At 37.8% G+C, this 25,204-nt stretch carries 25 protein-coding genes; 3 read left to right on the top strand and 22 right to left on the bottom strand.

Going from position 1 to position 25,204, the window contains the following annotated elements; genetic code table 11:
- Positions 1-63: 63 nt before the first annotated feature.
- The 4 genes from G7084_RS04710 to G7084_RS04695 form a co-directional block, all read right to left on the bottom strand.
- On the bottom strand, positions 64-735 hold the full coding sequence (locus tag G7084_RS04710) for a YigZ family protein (RefSeq protein WP_166010508.1): 672 nt from the start codon (positions 733-735) through the stop codon (positions 64-66).
- 22 nt (positions 736-757) lie between these two features.
- Positions 758-2,068 (bottom strand): GTPase ObgE, encoded by a 1,311-nt coding sequence (gene obgE / locus G7084_RS04705; RefSeq protein ID WP_166011708.1) that lies wholly within the window; start codon positions 2,066-2,068, stop codon positions 758-760.
- 162 nt (positions 2,069-2,230) lie between these two features.
- Positions 2,231-4,015, bottom strand: a complete 1,785-nt coding sequence (gene uvrC, locus G7084_RS04700; RefSeq protein WP_166010506.1) for an excinuclease ABC subunit UvrC — start codon at positions 4,013-4,015, stop codon at positions 2,231-2,233.
- Between the two features lie 115 nt (positions 4,016-4,130).
- The gene (locus tag G7084_RS04695) at positions 4,131-4,787 is read right to left on the bottom strand and encodes a histidine phosphatase family protein (RefSeq protein WP_166010504.1); all 657 of its coding nucleotides are present in this window, start codon (positions 4,785-4,787) and stop codon (positions 4,131-4,133) included.
- A gap of 110 nt (positions 4,788-4,897) precedes the next feature.
- Here G7084_RS04695 and G7084_RS04690 point away from each other — a divergent pair, with 110 nt between their 5' ends.
- Positions 4,898-5,038 carry a hypothetical protein gene (locus tag G7084_RS04690; protein ID WP_166010503.1) on the top strand — a complete coding sequence of 47 codons (141 nt, stop codon included), beginning with the start codon at positions 4,898-4,900 and terminating at the stop codon, positions 5,036-5,038.
- Between the two features lie 34 nt (positions 5,039-5,072).
- On the opposite strand, the gene trmD is transcribed toward G7084_RS04690, so the two are convergent.
- The 3 genes from trmD to G7084_RS04675 are packed head-to-tail and all read right to left on the bottom strand — an operon-like array spanning position 5,073 to position 6,661.
- Positions 5,073-5,804, bottom strand: a complete 732-nt coding sequence (trmD, locus tag G7084_RS04685) for a tRNA (guanosine(37)-N1)-methyltransferase TrmD (RefSeq protein WP_166010501.1) — start codon at positions 5,802-5,804, stop codon at positions 5,073-5,075.
- Entirely contained in the window at positions 5,794-6,312 is a 519-nt protein-coding gene (rimM, locus tag G7084_RS04680) for a ribosome maturation factor RimM (RefSeq protein ID WP_166010499.1), read from the bottom strand. Before rimM ends, trmD begins: the two co-directional genes overlap by 11 nt.
- Positions 6,313-6,340: 28 nt before the next feature.
- Positions 6,341-6,661 carry a DUF7671 family protein gene (locus G7084_RS04675; protein ID WP_166010497.1) on the bottom strand — a complete coding sequence of 107 codons (321 nt, stop codon included), beginning with the start codon at positions 6,659-6,661 and terminating at the stop codon, positions 6,341-6,343.
- A gap of 191 nt (positions 6,662-6,852) precedes the next feature.
- Between G7084_RS04675 and G7084_RS04670 the strand changes: the two genes are divergently transcribed.
- Together G7084_RS04670 and G7084_RS04665 are read left to right on the top strand one after the other, a co-directional pair.
- On the top strand, positions 6,853-7,296 hold the full coding sequence (locus G7084_RS04670; RefSeq protein WP_166010495.1) for a MarR family winged helix-turn-helix transcriptional regulator: 444 nt from the start codon (positions 6,853-6,855) through the stop codon (positions 7,294-7,296).
- Positions 7,293-8,690 (top strand): DHA2 family efflux MFS transporter permease subunit, encoded by a 1,398-nt coding sequence (locus G7084_RS04665; RefSeq protein WP_166010493.1) that lies wholly within the window; start codon positions 7,293-7,295, stop codon positions 8,688-8,690. Before G7084_RS04670 ends, G7084_RS04665 begins: the two co-directional genes overlap by 4 nt.
- Positions 8,691-8,827: 137 nt before the next feature.
- Here the strand turns inward: G7084_RS04665 and rpsP are convergent, their stop codons facing one another.
- The 15 genes from rpsP to G7084_RS04590 form a co-directional block, all read right to left on the bottom strand.
- Entirely contained in the window at positions 8,828-9,100 is a 273-nt protein-coding gene (gene rpsP, locus G7084_RS04660; protein WP_166010491.1) for a 30S ribosomal protein S16, read from the bottom strand.
- 87 nt (positions 9,101-9,187) lie between these two features.
- Positions 9,188-10,642 carry a signal recognition particle protein gene (gene ffh, locus G7084_RS04655; protein WP_166010489.1) on the bottom strand — a complete coding sequence of 485 codons (1,455 nt, stop codon included), beginning with the start codon at positions 10,640-10,642 and terminating at the stop codon, positions 9,188-9,190.
- 5 nt (positions 10,643-10,647) lie between these two features.
- The gene (locus G7084_RS04650) at positions 10,648-10,989 is read right to left on the bottom strand and encodes a putative DNA-binding protein (RefSeq protein ID WP_166010487.1); all 342 of its coding nucleotides are present in this window, start codon (positions 10,987-10,989) and stop codon (positions 10,648-10,650) included.
- Between the two features lies 1 nt (position 10,990).
- Positions 10,991-12,367, bottom strand: a complete 1,377-nt coding sequence (ftsY, locus tag G7084_RS04645) for a signal recognition particle-docking protein FtsY (RefSeq protein WP_166010485.1) — start codon at positions 12,365-12,367, stop codon at positions 10,991-10,993.
- Between the two features lie 22 nt (positions 12,368-12,389).
- On the bottom strand, positions 12,390-13,085 hold the full coding sequence (gene rnc, locus G7084_RS04640; RefSeq protein WP_166010483.1) for a ribonuclease III: 696 nt from the start codon (positions 13,083-13,085) through the stop codon (positions 12,390-12,392).
- Between the two features lie 90 nt (positions 13,086-13,175).
- The gene (acpP, locus tag G7084_RS04635) at positions 13,176-13,427 is read right to left on the bottom strand and encodes an acyl carrier protein (RefSeq protein ID WP_166010481.1); all 252 of its coding nucleotides are present in this window, start codon (positions 13,425-13,427) and stop codon (positions 13,176-13,178) included.
- 25 nt (positions 13,428-13,452) lie between these two features.
- Complete coding sequence (gene plsX / locus G7084_RS04630; protein ID WP_166010479.1) at positions 13,453-14,493, bottom strand: phosphate acyltransferase PlsX; 1,041 nt, start codon at positions 14,491-14,493, stop codon at positions 13,453-13,455.
- Positions 14,494-14,549: 56 nt separating this feature from the next.
- Positions 14,550-16,580, bottom strand: a complete 2,031-nt coding sequence (recG, locus tag G7084_RS04625; RefSeq protein WP_166010477.1) for an ATP-dependent DNA helicase RecG — start codon at positions 16,578-16,580, stop codon at positions 14,550-14,552.
- Between the two features lie 181 nt (positions 16,581-16,761).
- A complete protein-coding gene (locus G7084_RS04620) occupies positions 16,762-18,213 on the bottom strand; it encodes an NCS2 family permease (RefSeq protein WP_166010475.1) in 1,452 nt (483 codons plus the stop codon).
- Between the two features lie 390 nt (positions 18,214-18,603).
- Complete coding sequence (gene argS / locus G7084_RS04615) at positions 18,604-20,289, bottom strand: arginine--tRNA ligase (RefSeq protein WP_166010473.1); 1,686 nt, start codon at positions 20,287-20,289, stop codon at positions 18,604-18,606.
- Positions 20,290-20,300: 11 nt separating this feature from the next.
- Positions 20,301-20,606 carry a hypothetical protein gene (locus tag G7084_RS04610; protein WP_166010471.1) on the bottom strand — a complete coding sequence of 102 codons (306 nt, stop codon included), beginning with the start codon at positions 20,604-20,606 and terminating at the stop codon, positions 20,301-20,303.
- Positions 20,607-20,686: 80 nt separating this feature from the next.
- Positions 20,687-22,216 carry a UDP-N-acetylmuramyl-tripeptide synthetase gene (gene murE, locus G7084_RS04605; RefSeq protein WP_166010469.1) on the bottom strand — a complete coding sequence of 510 codons (1,530 nt, stop codon included), beginning with the start codon at positions 22,214-22,216 and terminating at the stop codon, positions 20,687-20,689.
- A 6-nt stretch (positions 22,217-22,222) separates the two neighbouring features.
- Entirely contained in the window at positions 22,223-23,518 is a 1,296-nt protein-coding gene (locus G7084_RS04600; RefSeq protein WP_166010467.1) for a bifunctional folylpolyglutamate synthase/dihydrofolate synthase, read from the bottom strand.
- Positions 23,519-23,720: 202 nt separating this feature from the next.
- Positions 23,721-24,614 (bottom strand): zinc metalloprotease HtpX, encoded by an 894-nt coding sequence (gene htpX, locus G7084_RS04595; protein ID WP_166010465.1) that lies wholly within the window; start codon positions 24,612-24,614, stop codon positions 23,721-23,723.
- A 2-nt stretch (positions 24,615-24,616) separates the two neighbouring features.
- Positions 24,617-25,186, bottom strand: coding sequence for a LemA family protein (locus G7084_RS04590; protein ID WP_166010463.1), 570 nt, complete (start codon positions 25,184-25,186; stop codon positions 24,617-24,619).
- Between the last annotated feature and the right edge of the window lie 18 nt (positions 25,187-25,204).

The following is a 25,204-nucleotide window of genomic DNA, read 5'->3' as shown; positions in this document are numbered from 1 at the left end:
CAAAAATACCACGACTTTAAGTGCTGTTGCAATGTTTTTTGTTTTTTTTAATCAAATTTAAGATTAATAACGAGTTTTTGTTTGACCATTAATACTTCGTTGAAAGGGGATTTCATTCCAAATTTGGCCACGGATAGTTAAATCAACTTGCCCATGTGTCAAATCTATTAATTGATCTTTAATTAGATCCAATTCATGCTCATTAACTGGCACAATCAAACTCACTTGATCGGTAAAATTGGTTTCATTAATTGCCAAACTATACTCTGTTAACCAATATTTAATGCGTTCAAATTGAGCATATTCAATCGTAATAACTAATTCTGTTTGTGCCACTCTTTGCACTAGTCCAACCGCAACCACCGCCTCGGCTAACGTACCAGCATAAGCACGAATTAAGCCGCCCGCACCTAATTTAATCCCACCAAAATATCGAGTTTGAACCACCACGACGTCTTTGATGTGGTTGTTATTTAAAACTTCTAACATTGGTGTTCCAGCAGTTCCACTTGGCTCACCATCATCTGAGGCCCGCTGAATCTCTGATTGTCGACCCAAAACATAGGTCCAGACATTATGATTGGCCTTAGCGTGTTCTTTCTTAACCTGTTGAATAAAATTTCGAGCTTCTTCTTCAGTTTGCACCCGCTGCATTTGGACGATGAACCGAGACTTCTTGATGGTTTGCTCATAATTGAAATGTGATTGTTTTATAGTGATATACGCTTGTTCCACGTTCGATCACCCCTTAACTAACTTAGTCTTCAAATTCAAATTGGAAGTCTAAAATTTGTACCGTATCACCATTTTCAGCCCCTGCTTTCCGCAAAGCATCATCAACTCCCATCGTACGTAATTGTCGAGCAAAACGCATCAATGACTCCGTGAAATTAACATTAGTTCGCTTGAACAGATTTTCCAGCTCATCCCCAGTTAAGATCCAATAATGATCGTCTTCTCGAATAATTTCAAACGGTTGTTCATTTTCTTTATATTCATAAACGGTTGATTCTTCAGGTGCTGATTGCATTTCTTGAGCAATGAACGCATCTGTCTCATCCAATACATTTGCCGTCTTTTGCAAAAGTGGTTCTAATCCATCCCGTGTCAAAGAAGAAATTGGCATCATAATCGTGTCGGGATCAAAGTCAGGATCTTGCTCTAACTTGGCCTTAAATTTAGCCAAAGCTTCAGGTGCATCGGGCATATCCATCTTTGTTGGAACAATAATTTGTGGTCGATCTAGCAAAGCAGGATCATATTCAGCAAGTTCATGATTAATTTGTTGATAATTATCATAAGGATCTGAGTCAGGATCAACGCCACTCATATCAATCAAGTGTAAAATTACGCGAGTCCGTTCAACATGTCGTAGAAATTGAATTCCAAGTCCTACTCCGTCTGAAGCTCCTTCGATCAATCCTGGTAAATCAGCCATCACAAAATCTCGACCATCATTTAATCGTACCATCCCTAAATTAGGAACCAGCGTTGTAAAATGATATTCAGCAATTTTTGGCTTAGCTGCCGTTACCACCGACAAAAGAGTTGACTTTCCAACGGATGGGAAGCCAACCAGTCCAACGTCGGCCAACACTTTTAATTCCATGCGAATATCAAGCTCTTGTCCAGGCTCTCCATTTTCAGCAATTTCTGGTGCTGGGTTTTTCGATGAAGCAAATCGAATATTTCCACGACCACCACGACCACCCGCAGCAACTACCAAACGGTCGTCTTTATCAACTAAATCACCAATTAATTCACCAGTTTCGGCATTAGTTACCGTCGTTCCTTGTGGCACTCGGATAATCATATCTTCTGCGGACGCTCCTGTCATTCCTTTAGTGGCACCGTTGCCACCAGGAGTTGCCTTGAAGTGACTTTTATAGCGGAAATCCATCAAAGTACGTAGACCTTCATCAACAACCAAGATGACATCACCACCGTGACCTCCGTCACCTCCAAAAGGTCCCCCCATATTAATATATTTTTCATGTCGGAAAGAAACAGCACCATCGCCACCTTTTCCACCTTTAACAAATACTTTTACTTGGTCAACGAATGCCATCGTCGTCCCACCTTTCTGCTTCATATAATCATCTGATTAGAGCCTGTAAACTTACTTTAAAATCTATCAAGTAGAATCACAATCGATTCTACTAGCCTAGATTTAATGCGATATTAACTTATCTATTGTATCGTATTTAGCTTGATAATGCTAATAACTCCCTTAATGAATTGCTCCTAATGAAATTTTCAATGCTTGAATAACCTTTTCTGAAAGACCTAATTGCTTTAATTCTTCCTTTGATGCCTTCTCAATCTTACTTAAAGAACCATATTTCGTTAGTAGTTTTTGTCTTGTTTTTGGTCCAATTCCTGTAATTTCGTCCAACTTTGAACCCAAAGATGATTTTGAACGTAGATTTCGATGAAAAGTTATTACAAATCGATGTACCTCATCCTGAATTCTTTGTAATAGGAAAAATCCTTGTGATTTAGGATCTAGTTGCGTATGCTGACTTCCCTCAGATTTCAACAAATCTGCCGTCTTATGATGGTCATTTTTTACCATCGCTGCAACAGGGAGATCAACTAATCCTAATTCATCCTCCAAAACTTCCCGGGCTGCATTTAATTGAATCACGCCACCATCCATCAGCACCAAATCAGGTAATTTCTCATGTTCTTTTAAAAGTCTGGAATAACGGCGTCGGATAACTTCCATTGTTTCCGCCCGTTCATCTGCATGGTTAACACTTTTAATTTTATACTTACGATATTTTTGTTTATTAGGGACTCCATCTTCAAAAACAACCATTGCTGAAACAATTTCTTCACCTTGAGTATGTGAATGATCAAATGCTTCAATCCGATGAATTTCGTTAATCCCCAGCGCATCGGCAATTTCTTGCATCGCTCCGTTGGTTTTTTGCTCATTCATTTCCATTAATCGGAATTTTTCATCAAGTACAATTTTGGCATTCTTAATCGCTAAATTCATTAATTCTTTTTTCTCACCACGTTTAGGAGTTCGGACTTCTGTTTTTAAAACTGAACTGATCAACTCCGTATCAACACCGTCTGGAACCAATATTTCTTTGGGTAAAACCGTATTTTTACGATTGTAAAACTGTAAAATAAAACTAGTTAACTCTTCAGCTGGCTCATCCACAATCGCAAACAACCGTTTTTCTCGTTTTAAAAGCCGGGCCTGTCGAATAAAGAAAATTTGAACAGATAACCATCCCTTATCCATATAAAAATTGAACAGATCCCGTGGAGTCCCGTCCTTAGAAATAATTTTCTGCTTTTCGACCGTTTCTGCAATAAAGTTTAACTGGTCTCGAATATCTGCAGCTCTTTCAAACTCTAGTTTGTCAGCGGCCACGTCCATTTTTTCTCGTAACTGTTTGGCTACTGTTTGCGTATTTCCCGCTAAAAAGCTTTGAATCTTTTTAATTTGAGTTTGATATTCCATAACCGGAACTTCTCGCCAGCAAGCACCTAAACATTGCCCCATGTTGGCGTACAAACATGGGCGCCCTTGAAATCCGCTACACCGCCTCAAGGGATAATTCTTTTGAATAAAATGTAACGTTTCTTGTGCGGCATAAACGTTAGGGTATGGTCCAAAATATTGAGCATTATCTTTCTTAACAATGCTGACTAATTCAATCTGCGGATCCCGTTCATTCGTAATTTTAATATAGGGATATCCCGTCCCACGCTTAAGTCGGATATTAAAATAAGGTTGGTATTTCTGAATCAAAGTAATCTCAAGTAGTAACGACTCCTTTTCAGAGCTAGTTACGATAAAATCAAAATCAGCAATATTTCGAACTAATTCAGCTGTTTTACCGTCATGCTCGCTTTTGAAATATGAACGCACTCGATTTTTTAAACTTTTTGCTTTACCGACGTAGATGATTTTACCGTTTAAATCTTTCATTTGATAAGAACCGGGTAGGTCTGGTAATAAAGCTAATTTTTGTTCAATATGTTCTGATGCCATTGAACCCCTCTTTCGTTTTACTCTGATATTATATAGATGAAGTTAAGGCTTAAGTTTTACTATCTTAGTTCCTCTTCACACATCAAAGACATCTTAAATTGGTACAGTTTTCTCACTATTGATTATAACTTAGTATCTCGATATCTTGCCCATCAAAGGCTAGTTTAGTAATACTTCCATTCTTAGGTCGTTCATTAAGGTTAAATTGACCGTGACCATACTGTTCCATCAAGCTCAACAAAGTATTTCCGTGACTAATTACTAATACATTATCCCCATCATGAAGTTCAGGTTGCTCTGCAATTAATTTAAATCCTTTTTGGATTCTAGTCCAATACTCATTCTGGTTTTCGGCGTCATGAAAAGGATCAGCCGCCTTCATCATATTTTTTGCATCAGCAATCGAAAATTGTTGCACAATGTCTGCAAATGAATTTAAGTTCTGCTTTGATCCAACCTTAGACCATACTTCGTCCATGTTGTCGCCTTCAAAAGATCCGTAAAATTGTTCTCTAAAATATGGTGATTTAATTGCTTTTGTCAATAAGCTTTTATGATTTTCTGCCAAAATCAATTCGGCCGTATCTTCAGCTCGGGTTGTATCAGAACAAAAGGCCGCTACAAATTTAATGTCCGAGAGCCTACGTCCGGTATCTAATGCATTTTGTATTCCTTTACCGGTTAATGGTGAATTACTCCACCCTTGTAGTTTATTATAAATATTGAAATAGGTTTGTCCATGTCGAACAAGATATAATGTCACTTTTGCCATTTTATCCTCCCAGCGTATTACGCTTATTTATGCAAATTAAATAGTTTAATTCTTAAAGTTCATCTATCATTATTATAGTATAATAGATTCAAATAAGGAGGATTTTACAAATGGGATTACAATCAAACCGTCAAAACGGGATGGAAACAGCATTTGATAATTTCATCGAATTACCAAAAAAAGATGATAATGAAAAAAATAGTTTCTTAGGGAAAAAATCAAAGCCTGATTTGCAGGCCGAAGAAAATTAAAAAGCTAGGCGCTTTAATCTTTGCGCCTAGCTTTTTAATTTTCTTCACGTTTAACTTCAGTTAGTAACTTCTTCTCATCGACATCTAATTCGTACGATGCCAGTAAATCTGGTCGCCTTAAATAGGTACGACGAAGGGCCTCTTTTTTACGCCATTCTGCAATCTTAGCATGATGTCCACTCATCAAAACATCTGGCACTTTTTTACCTTTAAAATCCGCTGGACGTGTATATTGTGGGTACTCCAATAGTCCTGTTGAAAACGAATCATCAACGGCAGACATATCATCTCCTAATGCTTCATCCAAAAGGCGTACAGTCGCATCGATAATAACCATCGAGCCCAATTCGCCACCAGTTAAAACAAAATCACCTAATGATATTTCATCCGTTACTAAATCACGGATTCTTTCATCATATCCTTCATAATGACCAGCAATAAAAGTCAAATGCTCTTCCTGCGCTAATTCTTCTGCCATTTTTTGATCAAAAGTTCGTCCTGCTGGATCAAGTAAAATAACGCGGCCCCGATTTCCAGCAGTTTGCTCCACATAGTCCATTGCAGAATAGATTGGTTGTGGGGTTAACAACATCCCTTGCCCACCTCCGTAAATAACATCATCAACATTATGATGTTTATTTTCCGTGAAATTTCGGAAATCAACCACATTAAAGTCCACTAATTGGCGTTCAATCGCCTTACCAATAATCGATTCACGCATCGGCGCAAACATATTAGGAAATAAACTTAAAACATCAATTCTCATCAGCAACCCACTCTTCTAATAGATTAACTTTGGCAACACGGTTATTCAGGTCAATTTCTTGCACTACCTGTGATGTAAACGGTAGTAGCAAATCTGACCCCTGCTTTCTTTGAATCACCCAAACATCATTAGCGGGTAATTCCAAAATTTCTTTAACCGTTCCAATTACATCTTGATTTTCATTATTAATGATCGACAATCCAACAATGTCATGATAAAAATACTCATTTTGATCGAGCTGTGGAACTTTTGTCTCATCCACAAATATTTCCAATCCCTTATATTTTTCAATGAAATTAATATTTTGCAAATCTTTAAAGCTCAATAAAATAAATTGCTTATGTTTTCGAACAGTCGCAATTTCAACTGATACATTCATTTTCTGGTCAATGACCATTCGATTGCCCGGAACAAAACGTTCCGCCGGAAAATCTGTAGTGGCAATCACGCGTACTTCGCCTTTGATTCCATGGGTATTCACAATTGTACCTACTTTATATAAAGCCATTCAATTACTCACTCTCTTTTGGTTATTATCATTCTAAATTCAAATAATTTTTTAAAATTATATTGAATTGATCATTCGGCAAAGCTGTACCCGTAAACCGCCCCATTACAGTATACTCATGCCGATCTTTAAAACTTAGTGGTTTAATTTCAACCAGTACCACCGCCATATTCTGCTCAGTCAGAAAAATTTGACCTGGTTCACGTAGTTTCCCCTTTGTATGTTTACCAATACGCCAACTATGGAAATCGGCTAAGTACAAGCTGCTTTTCTCGGCGTAATACCGTCCATTTACATCTTGCTGGAGCATTACGCCTACTAGTTGTGCCGTTGGATATTTACTAGCCATTTCCCTAACCGCCCTAATTATTCAATGTACTAATTATAGATAAATCTAACTACCGAAGCAATAGGTTTCTGGCTTTGATTCAAAAAGGAATAAAAATCAAAAACATGAATCGTAGTTTGACATTCGATCAGAATGAGTTTAACATAATTCGAGTCGATTAATATGTGCAATTGCACATAAAGGAGAGAAATATGCACCCTGAATTACATCATGATCAATTTCAAAGTATTGGCATTATTAGTCGTGTCATGCGTACGGAACTAAATAGAGCTCTTAAACCTTATGGGTTAAACGATAGCAATTATTTTTTTATCTTTTATATTGCAGATCATCCAAAACCTTCACAGGGTGACTTAACCCGAACGATGTTTTTAGACCATAGCACCATTGCTAGATCCGTTGCTAAACTAGTAGAACTGGGTTATCTAAAAAAAAAACTGGATGAGAATGACCATCGAACGACACGCCTGTTCTTAACAAACGATGGGGCTCAACTTCGAGATAAGCTCCATGAAATCACTACAACTATTTTTGATAATACTTTTACTGAACTTTCAGTTGATGAAAATGATTTATTAAAGAAATTGTTATCAAAAACCGCCACCCATTTAGAAAATACGAGGTCTGAAAAATGAACCATCCAAACCAAAAAATGTCCACCAGAGATATTTTATCAATTATTGCAGCCGCCATTATGGCTTTTATTGGAGTTCTAATTGAAACTTCAATGAACGTCACATTCCCAACTTTAATTAGTCAATTCAAAGTTGATTTATCGATGGTTCAGTGGGTCACAACCGGTTACTTATTAGTCGTTTCACTAGTCATCGTTTGTTCATCTTATATTAAGGGGAGGTTCAAAGAACGCAATATTTTTATGGCTGGTGTTCTTTTTTCAATTATCGGCGATCTTGCTTGCGCACTTGCCCCTGGTTTTTCAATTCTATTGATTGGTCGTTTAATCCAAGCCATTGGAACCGGAATTGTATTACCCTTATTATTTAATATAATTCTTGAGCGTGCTCCTATGGCCAAACGTGGTGTTTTCATGGGCATGGGCGGATTAATTGTTTCAATGGCTCCGGCCTTAGGACCAACTTTTGGTGGAATTGTAGTTAATTTTACTAGTTGGCGGTATATTTTCTGGTTTGTATTACCTCTGATGATCATTGGTTTTGTCCTAGGTTTTGCAATTGAACAAATTACTCCACTTGTTAAGCAAAAATTCGATTGGATTCGCTTATTACTGTTAACGATTATGTTTACGAGTTTAACCCTTGGGTTTAATACCGTGGGGCAATCTGGTTGGTTGAATGGAAAATTAGGTCTTTGTCTTATAATTACTGCCCTTGCAGTAGGAATCTTCATTGCTGTTTCAAATCGCTCTAAGCGCGTTTTAATTAATATTTCAATTTTCAAAAATCCCGTCTTTACCCTAGCTTTAATTGCGTACGTATTAATTCAATTTTCAAATATTGGTGTTAACTTCGTTTTACCAAATTACGCTCAAATTGCTGGTCATGCTACTGCCATGATTGGTGGCATGATCCTATTACCCGGAAGTTTAATTTCTGGACTATTAAATCCCGTCTGGGGTCGAATGTATGATAATTTAGGTGCTAAAAAACCAATCTTAATTGGAAATTCAATTTTCTTTATAGCAATTATCATTTTTGCAGTCTTTAGTCTTAAATTATCACCAATGATGATCTTAGTTTACTACCTAATTTTTGCAATCGGTGTTACGATGTCATTTGCAAATACAATGACCTACGCTCTAACCATTACAGGATCTGAAAAAGAAGCTGACGCCAATGCAATATTTAATACCCTTCAACAATTTGGTGGTTCAATTGGAACTGTGATCGCATCAAGTTTCTTAGCTTCTGGCGCTGGCCATAGTCCGGCTGCTGTAATGCAATCCGGAACACAACACGTCTTTATATTCTTTGGCATCCTAATTTTTATTAATTTTTTCTTGTACAACTTCACATTTAAATTGGGGCATAAATTAATGCCTAATTTATAATAATTAAAAACTAGCTCTTTAAAATAAGGGCTAGTTTTTTTCATATAATTTTATGATGATTAAACTATCACACAATTTTTTTAACAAAAAAAGGTTAGTCCATCGTGATAATGGACTAACCTTTTTATAAGTACAAATTACTTTGAGAACTTAGCTTCATGGTACTTCTTCATGATTCCAGCTTCTGATAACAAGTTTTTAACTGTATCAGAAGGTTGGGCACCATTATTCAACCATCCCATGATAACTTCTTCGTTCAACTTAACCTCAGCTGGTTCAACCAATGGGTTATAAGTTCCAACGTTTTCAATGAAACGTCCGTCACGAGGTGAACGTGAATCTGCTACAACTACGCGATAGAATGGGCGCTTCTTTGATCCCATGCGCTTTAAACGAATTTTAACTGCCATGTTTAATTTCCTCCGGTATTTTTCTACTCTTATTATAATACCAGAGTTCTATAATAGTGTAAAGTGTTTTTCCTTTACACTTTGCTTTTAACGACGCTTTTTCTTATTTTTTTTAATTTGTCGCGCCATCCGCTTCATCGCCATGTCCTGCATCTTTTGGCCCATGTTACCGCCCATACCTGGCATATTTGGCATACCACCACCTTGTAATGAACCCATCATCTGTTCCATTTGGGCAGTATTTCCATTCATGGCTTTGCTCATCATGCCCTTCATTTGGTTAAATTGCTTAATCATTCGGTTGACTTCAACAATCGGGCGGCCAGCTCCTGCTGCTAAGCGGCGACGTCTTGAAGGATTGATTAGATCAGGATCTTCTCGTTCAGATGGCGTCATTGATAGAACAATTGCTTTCATATGATCGATCTGCTTAGGATCCATTTGCATATTCTGCAGGGCTGGATTATTTGCCATTCCCGGAATCATTTTCATCAAATCTTCTAAGGGACCCATATTTTGAACTTGATCCATTTGGTCAATAAAATCGTTGAAATCAAAAGTGTTTTGCCGCATTTTTTCTGCTTGTTCAGCCGCTTTTTTCTCATCAACATCTTTTTGCGCTTTTTCAATCAGGGTCATTAAATCACCCATCCCTAAAATTCGCGAAGCCATTCGTTCAGGATAGAAGATGTCCAAATCGGTCATCTTCTCGCCCTGACCAACGAATTTAATGGGCTTATTGGTAATCGCACGGATCGAAAGTGCTGCTCCACCACGCGTATCACCATCCAGCTTAGTCAAAACTACTCCAGTAATACCTAATCGATCGTTGAACCCAGTGGCCGTTTCAGTCGCATTTTGACCAGTCATGGCATCAACCACCAGCAAAATTTCATCCGGTTGAGCAATCGCTTTAACATCAGCCAATTCTTGCATAAGCTCTTCATCAATTTGTAAACGACCGGCGGCGTCAATAAAGACGTAATCAGATTTCAATTCAGCTGCTTTAGCTAATCCTTGCTTTACAATTTCACGGGGATCAACATCTGTTCCCATTGAAAAGACAGGGACATCGATTTGTTGACCTAAAGTTTCCAATTGATCAATCGCGGCTGGTCGATAAATATCGGCCGCAATCATCAAAGGACGTGCATTTTGTTCTTGCTTTAGTTTCAGAGCTAATTTACCCGCTGTGGTCGTTTTACCAGCTCCTTGCAACCCAACCATCATAACGATCGTGGGTATTTTTGGTGAACGATTTAAAGGTACATCTTGCTCACCCATCATTGCTGTTAATTCATCATTGACGATTTTAACAATCTGCTGTGCTGGGTTTAAGCCCTCTAAAACTTTTTGACCTGCCGCTTTTTCACGAACATCACGAACAAAACTTTTAACAACAATGTAATCAACATCGGCTTCTAACAATGCCATCCGAATTTCACGCATTGTATCGCGTAAATCAGCATCTGTAACTTTACCTTTTTTTCGTAATCCGCTCAATGCAGATTGTAATCGTTCTGTTAACCCTTCAAATGCCATACTTTTTAATCCTCCTCAAGCGTAATTAATTGTTCCATTAAATTAATTAATTGTTGATCATTTTGATAATTTTGTTTAATATAAATCTCAATTTTCGTAGCTGCGACTTGTCTTTTTAAGTATTCAGCGTATAAATGTAGCTTACTCTCATAATTTTCCAGTAGCTGAGTACTCCGCTTTAAATTATCATAGACAGCCTGTCGTGAAACTGAAAATTCTTCCGCAATTTCACCCAATGAATAATCATCAGCATAATATAGCTCTAAATAGTCATCTTGTTTGCTAGTTAATAACGAACGATAAAAATCAAATAGAATATTAAGGCGCGTGCTTTTTTCTAGTTCCATCCTATAACTCCAATAATGGTCCAAACAAACTCTTAGCAAAATCATTTGCATCAAATGGTTTCAAATCACCAACTTGTTCCCCCAAGCCAATCCATTTAACTGGTAAATGTAATTCGTTTCGAATAGGTAATACAATACCACCCTTGGCCGTCCCATCTAATTTAGTTAAGACAATTCCCGTCACATCCGTTGAATCTTTAAATAATTTGGCCTGTTGTAACGCATTTTGCCCCGTCGTTGAATCCAAAACTAAGAGGACTTCAGCCGGTTGGTCAGGTAATTCCCGTTCAATAATCCGCTTCATTTTCGATAATTCCTGCATCAAATTCACATTATTTTGCAAACGTCCAGCCGTATCAACAAATAAAATATCTGCTTCTTGCGCAATTGCAGCCTTGACTCCATCGTAAACAACTGAAGCAGGATCTGATTTTGGTGGTCCAACAATCACTTCCACACCATCTCGCTCACCCCAAACCTGTAATTGTTGGGTCGCTCCCGCTCGGAAAGTGTCTGCAGCAGCTAACAAAACCTTCTTACCTTCGTGTTTATAGCGAGCAGCTAACTTTCCAATCGTGGTCGTTTTACCAACACCATTAACCCCTACGAATAAAATAACCGTCGGACCAGATGTGGCAAAGTGCATTGAAGCATCTTCATCACGCCCTTGTTCAGTATAGTGATCAATTAATTTCTGGAGGATAACTTTGGAAACAGCTTCCTTACTTTTAGCATTTTGGAGCTTAACTTCATTGCGTAATTCATCTGTCAATTTAAAAGCGGTTTCTGCCCCAACGTCGGCCTTAATTAGGGTTTCCTCTAGATCATCAAAAAAGTCTTCATCGACACGCCTAAAATTGGACATAAATTCATTCCAACGTTGGCTCCAAGATTTCTTCGTTTTATGCAACCCTTGATCTAAGTCGGTTTCATCTGTTTGAGTCATTTCATCCATATTGGATTCCGAGGTAACAACTTCTTGTGCCTGAATTGCTGACTTTTCAACTGCTGTATCCTGATCATCGCCTTGATCGGTTAATCCTGCTTCAATCGGTTCTGAGGCCAAAGCACCAGGCAATACTTCCTTATGCTCTATCTCGTTTAACTCGCTCACATCAGCTTTCATTATTTCCGCAGAATTTACTGCTGAAACATCTAACTCAACTTTTGATTCCAAGTCCCCCACCATAGGCTTAACTTGCAATTTATTTGGCATCAAACGTTCCACTTTAACAAGCGGCTTGTCAATTTTGGGTTGAAAAGGTGTATCAGCTGTGATTCGTGGATATAAAGTCACTACTTCAATTTTTGGCTTTAAATTAGTTGATTCTACAACATCGCCAGTAAACGCTTTTTTTATTGCATCAAATAATCCCATAATTTGAATTCCTCATTCATTTTTAATTCGTTAAACTTTGATAAGCGACCCGCGCAGCAGCTTTCTCAGCTTCTTTGGTCGATTTACCCTGACCCGTTCCAATTGCTTTATTGTTTACACTAACTGCAACTGTAAAAATTTGTTCATTGTTTTCAATTTGTTCTTCATCAATTTTTTCGTAGTTAATTTCAACTGCACCATGTTTTTGTAATAATTCTTGTAATTTCGACTTATAATCAACAAATCGATCATAAAATCCTGTTTTAATTTTAGAAAAGAACACTAAGTCCAGCAAATGCATTACAGCGGCTTGACCTTGATCTAGGAACAAAGCGCCAATAAATGCCTCCCATAAATCTTCTAAAAGTGAATCGCGATTTCTCGCTCCAGACATTTCTTCACCATGGCCTAATTGGACATATTTATCAAGATGTAACTCACGTGACAAAGCTGCAAATGATCGGGTTTGCACCATTAATATTCGCAACTCTGTCAATCGACCTTCATCCCAGTCTGGGTAATTTTTAAAAAGATAGACCGCAGAGGACTGTTGCATAATTGCATCACCCAAAAATTCTAGACGTTGATAATCACGACCTTGATACCCTGGATGTTCATTGATGTAATTTGCTTGGGTTAATGCCTCTTCTAGTAATTTTAAATCGTTAAATTGTAAGCCGTATTTATCGGCAATTTCTGCTTGTAACTGCGCAAACATTAAAAATCTCCTTCTATGTTATTCTTTGTATAAGTATACCAAAAAACCGGACCTACAAACGTTCCGGTTTTTAAAATATCATGATAACGTTTATTTTTTACTTTGATGCTCATAAATATAATCAACAGTCTGATTAATTGTTGTTAATTTATCCGCATCCTCGTCAGGGATTTCTGCATCAAATTCATCTTCCATTTCTAAAACGAGCTCAACAAAGTCAATGGAATCAGCATCAATATCATTTAAGAAATTTAAATCACCATTAATTTGATCAGCTGAAAGCTCAAAGTGATCTGCAACTAAAGCGGCCACACGATCATAAATTACTTGTTTTTCTAACATGTCATTTCTCCCTTAAAAACCCTTTTTACTTATTATCCATCCGCGCAGCTAAATCATCTTTATGATCTGTCACAAAGGTATCAACCTTATTAATTAAATTACTGTCCAACATCGATTCAATTTGAACCATTGCTGCAGCAATGGCTTTAGGACTAGCTGAGCCATGCGCCTTAACAACTGGTGCTTTCACTCCCAAGACAACTGCCCCGCCATATTGTTCTGGATTCCACTGCTTAGCCATCGACTTTAGCGTTGGTAATAATAATCCCGCTCCCATTTTAGCACGAACTCCACCGTTGGAAAGTGAATTTTTCAAAGTTTTCATAATTGTTTTGGCCGTGCCTTCAATCGCTTTTAATGCGGCGTTTCCTGTGAAACCATCAGACACAACTACATCTGCCGGGCTTTGCAAAATATTAGCAGCTTCAACATTCCCCACAAAATTAACCAAATGTTTAGTATGACCGGTCTTTAGCAATTGATGCGCATCTTTGTGCATCTGATCACCTTTATCTTCTTCACCACCATTATTCAATAGACCAACACGTGGATTTTCATAATGTAAAATTTCATGTGCATAAAATGAACCCAAAATTCCATATTCATATAGATGGTTAGCTCGATTATCTGCGTTCGCGCCAACATCCATCATTACAAATACATCATGTTCTCCCCCAATCGCTGGCAGTAAGGTCATGAGTGCTGGACGACTAATTCCTTTGATACGTCCCACCAAGAAAATACCAGCGGCTAGCAACGCCCCAGTGTTTCCAGCTGAAAACAATGCATCAGCTTCGCCATGCTTAACGGCGTTGGCTGCCATAACTAATGAACTATTTTTACGGTTCCGGATGGACTTAACTGGCTCGTCTGCCATTGCAATTATATCATCAGATTGAATTAAACTAATTCGCGTCATATCTTGAATTAGCGGCTTAACTTGATCAAGCTGCCCAAATAATATAAATTCTACATTTGGTAATTGGTCTCGAGCGCTCTCTACTCCCGATACTACAGTGGTTGGCGCATCATCCCCACCCATTGCATCTACGGCAATTTTATACATCTCTTGTTCCTCTTTTTCTAGTATTACTACATAATATCATATTGATAAAATCAAGCCTAATCAAAATTTCGATATCTTTCCATTGTTTCTGATAAAAATTGACTTAGTTGAAGATTTTCAGACTGATCAGCCCAGTTTAAAGTATTTACCATTTCAATTGCTTCTTGCTGAGCTGTTTCCATCATAATTAAATCATTCACCGGATCGCCCACTTTAAATTCAGGCAAGCCAGACTGTCGGTTACCCAAAACATCGCCTGCCCCTCTGAGTTCGAGATCTTTTTGGGCTAAAACGAAACCATTAGTCGTCTGAACCATGGCCTCCATTCGTTCAATTCCAAATTGAGTTTTGGGATCTGAAATCAAAAAGGTATAAGACTGCCGTTGTCCACGTCCCACACGACCACGTAATTGGTGTAATTGTGCTAACCCAAAGCGATCAGCGTCTAAAATTAACATGACCGAGGAATTAGGGACGTCTACGCCCACCTCAATGACGGTGGTCGCAACCAAAACTTGAAATTCATTTTGTTTAAAGGCCGCCATTACATCATCTTTTTCTTGATTCGATAAACGACCATGCAATAACCCGACTTGATACTTGGGTGCAAAGTATTGCATTAGATCTTCATAAACTGCATGCGCATTTTGCACATCCAAAGTTTCAGATTCTTCAATTAACGGGGTTACGACATAGGCTTGTGCACCTGATTCCAATTGTTTTTGAATGAACTTAATCGCGTTATCAAATTCATTGTTTCGTAACCACTCAGTTTTAATCGGTCTACGCCCCGCTGGCAATTGATCAATTACTGAAACATCCATTTCACCGTATGCCGTAATAGCAAGTGTTCGCGGAATTGGAGTAGCAGTCATTGCTAAAATATCTGGGTTCATTCCAATTTCACGTAATTTTGCTCGTTGTTTGACCCCAAAACGATGCTGTTCATCAATCACAGCGAGCCCCAAATTATGAAAAGCGATATCCGTTTGGATTAAGGCATGGGTTCCAATTAAAATATCAATCTCTCCATTTTCAAGATCAGTTAAAATTTGTCGTCGTGGCCCAGCTTTCATCGCTCCAGTTAGCAATTCAATACGAACGTCCTTAACATCAAAAAATTGACTCAATGTTTTCGCATGTTGTTGAGCTAAAATTTCAGTAGGCGCCATTAAGGCCGCCTGCATTCCGGCTGAAACAGCTGCATACATAGCTAATGCAGCGACAACCGTTTTACCTGATCCGACATCACCTTGTAATAGTCGATTCATATGTTTCGGTCGTCTTAAATCGGCTACAATTTCATTAACAACCTTTTTTTGCGCATTCGTTAATTCAAATGGTAATGTTTGAATAAATTTTTTGAGTTTATTATTATCAAATTTAATTGATCGTCCATGATTTGCTTGATCCGTCATTTTTAATAATTGAATCCTCATTTGAAATAAAAAGAATTCTTCAAATGAAGCAGTACGACGAGCAGCCTGAGCTTGAATTCCATCTTTTGGGACGTGCATACCAAACATCATTTCCACTCGTGACAATAATTGATACCGGATCCGAATGGATTCTGGGATTAAATCTACCAATAAAGTCTTATATTTACCCAATGCTTGTTCAATTAAAACCTTCAAAGTTTTTTGGGGAATTTCCTTTGATGCCGGATAAGTTGCTTGAAGTTCATCCATACTATCTTTAGCTAAAATTCGAATCCCCATCAAAGTTTGTCGGCGTTGTTCATAGGTCCCATAAACTGCAACTTCTTCACCCAAATGAATTTTATCTTGGACCCATGGCTGATTAAAGAAAGTAACTGCTACATTTTCGTGCTCAATTAGCAACCTAAAATTGATTCGAGTTTTTCGATATCCATAACGTGCTAAGACCGGTTCAGATGAAACGATCCCTTTAAACGTTACCTTCTCACCACTACCAACTTGGGAAGGCAACTTGGTCGCTAGGTCACTGTAACGTAGTGGAAAATGACTTAATAAATCTTCAATCGTAAAGATCCCTAAATGATGAAGCCCGTCTAGCCGTTTTGGCCCAACTCCACTTAGTGTTTCAACAGAATCATTTAATTCCATTACTCCCTCCCCTTTTTATTATTTCTATCAATTATACAATGTTTTGCCTAAAACCGACTTTTTTATCCAGCCGATCTTGCTAATCAATCGTTTTTGAAATCATAATCTATGTATCACTCTAGATAAGACTAAATAAAAATAGCGTACCTAAGATAGATACCCTATTTTTATCATTCTAAATTTAGATTGCAAGCGAAATAAAATTAAGCAGAAATAACACCGCAATAATCCATAAGACTGGCGTAATTTCATATGCTTTCTTTTTAGCTAATTTAACAATTATATAGAAAATAAAGCCGGCAGCAATTCCATAAGAAATTGAATATGATAAAGCCATAAATGCCGAAGTAAAGAAGGCGGGGATTGCTACTTCCAAATCATTCCAATCAATCGCCTTAAACTCATTCATCATTGAAATACCCACAATAATCAAAATTGGAGCTGTTGCTGCTGAAGGAATGACTCCGACAAGCGGCGCAGCAATAATAGACAAGAGGAAGCCAACGGCAACAATAACTGAGGTTAACCCAGTTCGACCACCAGCATTAATTCCTGAAGCGGACTCAATAAATGTGGTCGTATTTGATGTTCCGTAGACTCCTGCCAACATTGTTGCAAAAGTATCCGCTACTAAACCACGATCCATTTTAGACTTAAAGCCTTTTGCTTCTTCAAACTCCTTTTGATCCTGTTTAGAGAAAATACCAGTAGTTAATCCAGTTCCAATAAATGTTCCAATCGCATCAAACAAACCTGACAATCCCATTGAAAAGACAGTTAAGATGACCACCAAAATTTGTTTTGGGGACGTAAACATTGACCATAGACCATCCTTACCCAAGGCTGCTCCAAAAACAGTTCCAAAATCATGAAAAGTCGTAACAAAAGAGTTATGTACATCAATGTGCATATTTGTCACACCCATCGGAATTCCAATCATAGTTGTGATTAAAACCGTAATCAGATAGGCACCTCGTACCTTTTTAATCACCAAAATAACAATAATAATGAATCCAATCAATGCCAATAATACTGGGGCACTACTAAACGTAGCTAATGAAGGGGTTGTCCCACCACCAGCAATTAACGTATCAATTGCCTTTGCTCCTTGACCCGCCTGAAATGGTCTATTATTGAGACTTAATATACTCTCCCCACCAACAATGAAATTAATAAAGCCGGCATTTTTTAAACCAATATATGCAATAAACATTCCAATTCCAGCAGCAATCGCATGCTTTAAAGAAATAGGAATTGCTTTCACAATTGCTGAACGTAATTTAGTCAAAGTAATAATAACATCTACTAATCCTACTAAGAACACCATCCCTAGTGCTTGTTGCCACGTAAAGCCTAATCCAAAAACAATCGTATACGTAAACATCGCTTGCATTCCAATAGAAGGCCCAATTGCATACGGCAAATTGGCAAACAGCCCCGTAATTAACGTTCCCGTAATAATTGTGAGAATCGTGGCTAGGAAAACACCTTGTGAAGGCATCCCTGTCATTGATAACACTGCTGGATTCAAGAAAATAATATATGCCATTGCCACAAAAGTGGTCAAGCCCGCGGTGACTTCTGTTCGAACGGTTGTATGGTTCTCCGATAATTCAAAAAAATGCTCTAGCACGATTGCTATCCCCCAAAAAATAAAATATGCGTCTACGTAAATGTACCGTAGACGCATGAAAATTAAAATGGCGTAAAGTAATTACTTTACGCCATCAACAGAAACTTAAACCGGTCACAAAAAACCACTTAAGTTAATTTTTCAAGTCTGTGGCAAAACACGTTAACGACTAAATAATTAAAAATGTTGTTCTAACAATACAGCGCATTCGAATCTAAGTCAAGTTAATCTTGTAACTTCACTAGTCTCTTCAACAGTGTCCCGATAAGAATTAGATCAAAAAAACTCAAACGGCGTCAAAATTCCATTTGAGTTTTAAAACAAAAAATAGTGCCAACAAGAGAACTTTTAATCCTCTTATTAACACTATTTATATTAGTGAGTTTTACGTTACATTTCACTAGGTGCTTTAACTCCTAAGAGCCGTAGAGCCTCAGTCAAATTATTTGACACTGCTTGGACCAATGCTAAACGAGCATTTAATTCATCATCTTCAACTAGAATCTTTGAATTAGCATAGTACTTACTAAAAGTACGTGCTAAATTCAAAGCGTACTTAGCGATCACTGATGGTTCTCGATCACGCCAAGCCCGACGAATTACCTCATCAAAAGTTCCTAATAATTTCACAGTTTCCCAAACTTTTTCATCAGAAATTTCTAAATTATTCGGATCAATTGTGGGGTTACCGGCTTTACGTAAAATTGAGTGCGCACGGGCATTGGCATATTGAACATACGGTCCAGTATCACCCTCAAAACGAACCACATCTTCTAATTTGAAATCGAAGTTAAGAGTTCGTTCATTCATCAAATCATGGAAAATAACCGCCCCAGTTCCAACTTCATGGGCTACCTCTTCTTTATTTGGTAGGTCGGGATTTTTTTCATTAATTTGATCCAAGGCTAACTTCTCTGAATCCGTCAAGACATCCTTCAACAAAATAATTCGTCCTGAACGAGTTGACAATTTTTTACCATCGACTGTAATCATTCCAAATGAAATATGTTCGATATCATCAGCCCATTCATAACCCATCTCTTTCAAGATAGCTTTCAATTGTTCGAAGTGCTCACGTTGTTCACCACCCACAATATAAAGTGACTTTACAAAGTTATAGTTCTTCTTACGATAAGTCGCCGCCGCCAAATCACGCGTCATGTATAATGTCGCCCCATCAGTTCGCTTAATCATAGCAACATTTAGATTGTATTCATCTAAATTCACTACTTTAGCGCCCTGTGATTCGATTAATTTACCTTTATCTTCTAATCGTTCAATCACAGCTTCCATTTTATCATTATAGAAAGCTTCCCCATTAAATGAATCAAATTGAATATCTAAGGCGTCATAAACATCCATAAACTCCTTTAATGATTCATCTCTAAACCATTGCCATAACTCTAACGCCTCTGAATCACCATCTTCAAGCTTTTTGAACCAAGCCCGTCCCTGATCATTTAATTCTGGCTCGTTTTCAGCTTTAGCATGAAACTCAACGTAATAACGAACTAAAGTATTAATCGGATCGGCGCGCACCTCAGCTTCTGAACCCCATTGCTTATAAGCAACAATCAACTTACCAAATTGCGTTCCCCAATCACCTAAATGATTAATCTTAACTGGTTGATAACCATTTGCCTTTGAAATTTCTGCCAATGAATTTCCAATAACAGTTGAACGTAAGTGTCCCATTGACATTGGCTTAGCAATATTTGGCGATGACATATCAATTGTAATATGTCCGGCTTCCCCGTCCGTATTATGACCGTATTTTTGATTTGAAATAATTTCTTGCAAGATATTTGAACCAGCCGTTTTGGGATTCAAAAAGAAATTAACGTAAGGTCCCATTGCCACTACCTGTTGATAGGCACTGGTGTCTAATTGTTCCACTAGATCACTAGCAATCATATTAGGTGCCTTTTTCAATTGCTTTGCTAAAGTGAAGGTTGGAAAAGCATAATCACCTTTACTTGAATCTTTTGGTACTTCAATTTTAGCCTTTAATGTCTCAATGTCCAAATCCGGTAACACTGTTACTAATGTTGTTGCGATTTTTTCTTTATAATCCATCGGCTTTTCTCCTAATTTTTTTCTTCTGATGATACATCCTCTTCAACATCCTCTTCAGGGAGTTCACGAGGTGCTGGATTTTCAGTCTTAACTAAAATCTTAGTTTCGCTCATTCTGGTGATAGCTCGGCGGTTGTATTCCACCACAGTTGCATCATCTACTGGATCATTTTCAGTAATCATGACTAATAAAGCATGTTCATAGATTTTCTCGATAATTCCCTTAAAAGAATGCTCAAAATTAGCAAAAGCAGGGGCTTCAACAAAATCCCCAATATCAAATTCAGATGTATTTACAAGCGGTTCTTTTTTTGCCATTCGCCAATCTCCTTGTGTTTTTATTAGTTATTTTTGTATAAAAATTCAAAATCAATTCTTTCATTATACCAATTTTTAGGTTAATTTTCCAGTTCAGAAACAACCTGTTTGGCAATATTCCAGTCATTTTCATAGGGTGTATCAATTCCACCTATTTTTTGATATTCATCTAGACCCTTGGCCGCCAAAACAGTAACATCATTTTCTTTGGAATTAGTGATTGCTTGCCGAATTGCATTCCTCCGGTCCATTTCTCGCAATACCTGTACTTTGGAATTCACAATATTCTTTTGAATTTCGTCCGCAATGACCTCTGAATCTTCAAATTGCGGATCATCCGCTGTTAAAATTGCGATATCTGCACCTTCACTCAACGCTTTTCCAATCCCTGGTCGACGAGAAACACCCTTGTTACCAGGTGCTCCTACAACTACCCTTAAAACCTCCACATGTTCATTTGAACGCACAAATTTTAACAGTGCAGCGATTGATGCATAGTTGTGTGCATAATCAACGTAAATGGTGCCATGCGTTTTGGTGGTAAACATCTGCATCCGACCCGGAATTTGAACTTCTGCTAAGCCCGCACGAATTGCCTCAGGATCAGCACCAACTAATCGACTAGCCAGTGCCGCTGCGGTTGCATTACTTTCATTGAAATCTCCTGGTAAATCTAAATCATAATTGCCTTGAATAGCTAACCGGTGAGCCTGTTGGTCTGTTTCGATCAAATCAAAGTTTGAACCACTTAAGTTAGCAGATTGTGTCTCAAACGCCAAATCAGGTCTCACACCATCTTCTTGGTCTTCACCATATAACCAAATACCATCGCGCGGGATTAGCTCAGTTGCTCGGGTTATTAGTTCCGAAAAATGTTCACTTTGCGTATTTAATATAATTTGGTCAGAATGGTCAATCATCATCATTTTATGGGCGAGATAGTCTTCAAAGGTTGGATGTTCATTCTCACCAACATGATCTGGTGAAATATTCAAGAAAATCCCCACATTATAGCGTAATCCATAAACACGTTGTTTTTTGAAAGCTTGGGATGAAACCTCCATCACCATTGCCGTCATACCATTATCAACCGCTTCGCGCATTAATTTAAAGAGATCCAATGATTCCGGGGTAGTTAAGTGCGCGCGATAATGATTTTCAGGCGCTGGTCCCGTAATTTGGCTAATGGTTGACGATAGTGCTATTTGATGATTCGTCGCATGTTTTAAAATATCATAAATCATATAAGTGGTTGAGGTTTTACCTTTAGTTCCCGTCACCCCAATTAAATTCAAACTTTGTTGCGGATAATCATAATAAGCCATGCTTAGAATGCTCATGGCCGCCAAACTATCTTCAACATACCAAACTGGCACTGCGACTTCAGAAAGGTCTATGCTGGTCTGAGCTATAATACCCGTCGCACCTTTTTGTAACGCTTCCCTTAAATATGCATCAGGCAACTGGCCTTTAACAATAAAAAGTGCGTCCGCTTCCACCTGCTTAGAATTATAACTAATTGTTTGAAAGACACCTTCATTAGCGGGTGATTCGACCAATAAACCTTCATCTGATAATAAATTAGTTATTTGTTCTGATGTTAATACCATTTAAAACTATCCCTCTTCCTCGTTAAAAATTGCTCTTAATGTATAAATTGATCCAGTCACAACAATTAAAGCATCGGATGAATCTCGATATTTGCGTGCTAATTGAACCGCAGCCCCTGGATCATCAGCAATTTCAACATCAATATTAGTATTATGCAAACAATATGAAGCCATCGCTTCGGCCGTCATACCATCCCGAGCTTCGGGGGTGACCGCAATAATGGTGGATGCAACACTTGCTACAATATCAATAATCTCATGGGCATTTCGGTCATCCAATAAGCCCAGAACAAAAACAGGCTTAAAGGGTAAATGCCACGCTTTAATTGAATCACGTAATCCACTAATTCCATCTAAATTACTTGCTCCATCATAAAGAATATTACGGTCCGCCACATACTCCATGCGCCCTGTAATCGAAACATTTGACAATGCTGCCATGGTTCTATCCGTGGACAATTGAAATCCTTTTTGTTGTAGAAATGTCACAATTTGCAACACCGTACTCAGATTACTAGCTTGATAAGCTCCCGCTAGTGGTAAATGAATATTGGGGATATCATCAATTTTCAAAGAGAGCCCCCGTGGTGCACTAGATAGAATCGTGATTTTAGGCAGTGGGTATGGGTTCCAAAATGCACCGACGGCCTGAGATTTTTCATGCAAAATTTTTTGAACATCATAATCTTGACCTGGATAACTAACAACTAAGCTTCCTGCCTTAATGATTTTGGCATATTCCGTGGCCACTTGTTGCAAAGTTGAACCAGTCAAACAAACATTATCCAATGATATTTTGGTGTATGCGATCAGATATGGACTCCGGACGGCGTTAGTAACATCATTACTACCACCAGGCCCCTCTTCTAAGATCACAAATTGCGTATCTTGCTGCGCAAAGTAAACTAACGCAATTAAGACCCACCATTCAAAAGTGCTTAATAATGAAAAATCACCATCATGTTTTTTAATCTGGAATGTAATTTCATGAACAATTTTAACAACGTCTTTTTGATCAATCGGCTGACCATCAATTGTAATCATCATTAAATCATCTTGAATTGCTGGTGCGGAAAAATGTCCCACATGGTACTTACTCTCACACAGAACACTTTTAAGCATTGTTCCAGTTGAGCCTTTACCATTGGTCCCAGCAATATGAATAATCCTAAGCCTTTTATCCGGATTTCCCAACCAAGATAAAATTTCGCGAATCATACCCACGCGTGCTAACGCAGGCTTTACAGCTTTTGCTTCTGTAATTTTTTTATTAATTTTACGGTAATCTTCACGTCCAGCCATATCATCACTATCCTTATTGTTTTCTTCAAAACTTCTTACCAAATTATACAATGTTTTTACGAAAAAAAACGTTATTCACAAAAACTTCAAGTTTTAAATTTAATTACATCACAATATTAAAAAGGATTGAAGTTATTATTCATTCTTCAATCCTTTTATTAAGCTAAATATTTAAATGTATTCAATCTAGTATACAAAATTTTTATAATTTTTCAAGGGCAGCAATTCTCTGATCCATCGGTGGATGAGTTGCAAATAAATCACTCATTTTTTCACGACTCAAAGGATTACTGATGTAAAGCCCAGCACTAGACGGAGCTACATTGTCTTCCTGCATGGGTTCGCTTTGCGATATTTTTTGTAATGCTGAAATCAGACCTTGTGGGTTACGTGTTAATTCCACAGCCCCGGCATCCGCTAAATACTCACGATTACGTGAAATAGCCAATTGAACAATGGTTCCCATCACGGGAGCCAAAATTAAAACAAGTAAAGATACTAAAATTCCTACAATATTGCTACCACTATTATTGTCACTATCTCGTCGACTACCACCCCAAAACATAAAATTTGTTCCCAAATTTGCTAGCAACGCAATTACCGAAGTTAAGGCAACTGCCAATGTTTGAATTCGAATATCGTAATTACGAACGTGCGTCATTTCATGCGCCATAACACCTTCTAATTCATCACGACTTAATCGTTGTAAAATTCCAGTTGTAGCCGCAACAGCCGCATTATTGGGATTATTTCCAGTGGCAAAAGCATTTGGTGACGGATCATTGATAATGAAAACTCGTGGCATTGGCACTTGTGCCACCAAGGACATATCTTCAACAATATGCCATAACTCTGGTGCATCATCAGGTCCCTGTAACTCTTGGGCATGATTCATCTGCATTACAATATCTGTAGATTGACTATATACATATCCCACATAGACAATTCCAACAATCAAAGTAATCAATAATCCCATAGAAACGGAGCGCCACATAAAATAACCTAAAGCTGCCCCGACAATTGCCAAAAACATGAAAAATCCAATAAACAGCATTACCGTCTTACGCTTATTTTGATTGATCTGATCGTACAACATAATTATAATCCTTGATCGCTAAACGAAACCTTAGGAGCTACTTTTTCTTCGCTAGGGACTTCTAAGAATACTGAGGGCTCAAAATGTCCCATTTTAGCAACCACAGATGTGGGAAACATTTGTATTTTAGCATTATAGTTAGCCGTAGTTGAGTTAAATAATTGTCGAGAATAGGCAATTTTATTCTCCGTATTGGTCAATTCTTCCATTAACTTGGCATATTGTTGATTTGCTTTCAAATCAGGATATGCTTCCGATAGAGCAAAAACTGATTTTAAAGCAGATGTCAATTGATTTGAAACTTCCATAGTGGCTTGCTGATCACTAGCTGGAATCTCCATTAATTGATTCCGTAGACCAATAACCTTTTCTAAGGTTCCTTGTTCGTACTTACCATACCCCTTCACGGTTTCAATTAAATTAGGAATTAAATCGTTTCGACGCTTTAATTGAACATCAATTTGCGCCCAAGACTCTTTTGTATGCATCCGTGCAGACACGAGACCATTATAGATAACGACATAAGCGATAATTAATACCAAAATAATCCCGATCCAAATAAATATGTTCATATAATACTCCTTTTGCTG

Source organism: Weissella coleopterorum (assembly GCF_011304355.1).
GTDB classification, from domain to species: Bacteria; Bacillota; Bacilli; order Lactobacillales; family Lactobacillaceae; genus Weissella; species Weissella coleopterorum.
Note: the sequence above shows the minus strand (reverse complement) of the source record. Positions and strands in the feature narration are given on the sequence as shown.